Raw genomic sequence first — 2,290 nt, 5'->3', positions numbered from 1 at the left:
CGTTTAGCAATTTCAATCCCTTGTCGCTGTCTTACTTTGATTGTCTCACGTTCTTCTTGGGCCATATACTTATAAAGCTCAATAATGATATTGGTAATCAAGTTACGTAAGTTAGGATCTTCAATACTATTAAAGCTCGGTAAATTTAAAATGTTTAAGGTGGCCCCCTTATGGCGAATAGCTTCCATAATTTCTGTTAAATCGGCTGAATTTCTACCTAACCGATCTAAACTTAGCACAATTACCTCATCATCGTCACGAAGATAATCCAGCATGGCTTGAAGTTGTGGGCGGGCAGCATTTTTTCCAGAAAGTTTCTCTTGGAAAAGTTTTGTCACTCCCGCTGCTTGTAGTTGTTCAATTTGCCGGGCTAGATTTTGCTCACGAGTACTAACTCGTGCGTAACCAATTTTTGTCATTTTTAGAATGCCTCCGGATCACTTATATGTAACTAATGATAATACATATTTTATCTGGNCGCCTCCGGATCACTTATATGTAACTAATAATAATCCAACTTTCAGCCGAATACAATAGGGTAGACCCTATCGATTCTATATCAAACAACACTATTATGTATACGAACATCTGAAGTATACTGGTACACGTTTCATTATAAGAATTTGATGAATAGTTTACGGAATTGGTGTTGACACTTAATTAGGAAAGATAGGTTAAATAATTGAGGATCATGAAAAGATACAGAATAAGCTTTATGATTGATTTTTCGAAAGTAATGATATTAACTTAGTTGAAAACAATTGAATTTGTTAAATTCTTGAAGAAGACGATTACCAAGACATAGTCTAGGAAGTGAACTATTTGACAGCATTAAAAACTTGAATTTCATTAATTGGTTTTGGAATCTCAGTTGTTATTTTGTATATGCTTTTGTATTATTTGTATAACGTCTATTTAAATATAATTTATTTTGCTTTGGCTTTTGCCTTAGTACAGTTTACAAAAGTTAACCACCCCTTAAATAATCGAATTTATCGATTTATCAAAGAACATAAAAAGTAACAAAAATATAATGGCTTATTGTAAATAGCTTCATTACCCTTTTAGTAGCTGAGTAGATGTTAAAAGGACTGTTAGATTATTTGGCGAAAATTCGGAATAAAATCACAATCCAACAATAACCTTTTTTAAATCGGTAATGGAAACTATTTTTTGACAGGAAGTGTGTTACTGTCTATGGGAAGGCGGATATTTCGGTATGCAAATGTTAAAGTATAGTAAGGAAAGAATATGAATTAGTTATGTTAAAAAGATATAGCTACATAATGGCTTTATTGGTAGGACTTACTTTTATAGTTTGGTTACTATTTATTGGCAACACCGTGTTTACTTTACTGGAGCCGTTCAAACGTACATGGTTGCCCAAAAGATTCCAACAAATAGCATTAAAAATCAGAAAATAGTTTTTAATTGGGTCAATATGGGACAATGGGAGGAAGATGTTTCAATTCGCCACCAACATCATACCTATCAATATATTTATAATATGTCTTGGCAAGATAAAAAAGTTTCTTTAAGTATTTATGATCATCGACAAGGAATTAAAGATACTCTAGCTCCTTATCCACCTTTAGAGTATGACCGTTAACTTTTGCAGATCTTAATATACTATAAAATCAATTAATTTATAAGGAGGTAAATGAATATTGACATTAACTGACTGGAGTGGCTTTGCACTGCTCAGCTCATTAGTCTACTGGTGGTTTTTAATGTGGAATTCATTTAACCTCACTAGAAAAACGTTAGTATTATTAAATACGGTTGGGACGTTATTAATGACAGTTTTGACGTGGTCAATCACTTATGGCATGTTATTGATTCCAATTCTAATTGTGTATGCAATTTCAATCGTTATTCTGTTCAAACTACCATTGCCAGCAAAAAAGAATCGCGGTGGTCTTTGATAAATTAATAGATGCCAAGTATCGAGAACCTTTTGAATTGGTATCATGTTAATTCAAAGGGTTCCCCAAGTTTTTAATCTTAGCAAAGCAAGTTAGGTGTTTTAGCAGCGATCTTTTGAATCAACATGAGTTGGATATAGAAACGGGGCTTATATGATGAAAGAATTCGATAATTTCAATTATTACGAGGTTAACAATGTTTACGAAGCCTCATTCTTTCAGTTTCCAAAAGTATTGATGTACGGCGAACAATATCGATATTTAAGTAGTGGAGCCAAATTGGCCTATATGGTACTGAAAGACCGATTAGAGTATGCCTTACGCAATCACTGGGTTGATGAGGAAGGGCACGTCTACTTTATTTT

4 protein-coding genes are annotated in these 2,290 nt (G+C 33.2%); 3 read left to right on the top strand and 1 reads right to left on the bottom strand.

Translation table 11 applies throughout. The annotated features are described in order from the left end of the window. Nucleotides 1-419, bottom strand: a 419-nt coding sequence (locus FC98_RS13660; RefSeq protein WP_056949751.1) for a recombinase family protein, incomplete at its 3' end; no start/stop codon positions are given. Between the two features lie 956 nt (nucleotides 420-1,375). Between FC98_RS13660 and FC98_RS13655 the strand changes: the two genes are divergently transcribed. The 3 genes from FC98_RS13655 to FC98_RS13645 all read left to right on the top strand — a co-directional run. After that, nucleotides 1,376-1,609 (top strand): hypothetical protein, encoded by a 234-nt coding sequence (locus tag FC98_RS13655; RefSeq protein WP_003554889.1) that lies wholly within the window; start codon nucleotides 1,376-1,378, stop codon nucleotides 1,607-1,609. Nucleotides 1,610-1,667: 58 nt separating this feature from the next. Next, complete coding sequence (locus FC98_RS13650; RefSeq protein WP_003554892.1) at nucleotides 1,668-1,925, top strand: hypothetical protein; 258 nt, start codon at nucleotides 1,668-1,670, stop codon at nucleotides 1,923-1,925. 156 nt (nucleotides 1,926-2,081) lie between these two features. Continuing rightward, nucleotides 2,082-2,290: replication initiator protein A (locus FC98_RS13645; RefSeq protein WP_040537879.1), on the top strand; the 209-nt coding region annotated here is incomplete at its 3' end.

Source organism: Lentilactobacillus kisonensis DSM 19906 = JCM 15041 (assembly GCF_001434135.1).
GTDB lineage: Bacteria > Bacillota > Bacilli > Lactobacillales > Lactobacillaceae > Lentilactobacillus > Lentilactobacillus kisonensis.
Note: the sequence above shows the minus strand (reverse complement) of the source record. Positions and strands in the feature narration are given on the sequence as shown.

Coding starts and splice junctions, on each gene's coding strand:
- FC98_RS13655 (WP_003554889.1), top strand. CDS start 1,376: ATGGTTGCCCAAAAGATTCCAACAAATAGCATTAAAAATCAGAAAATA.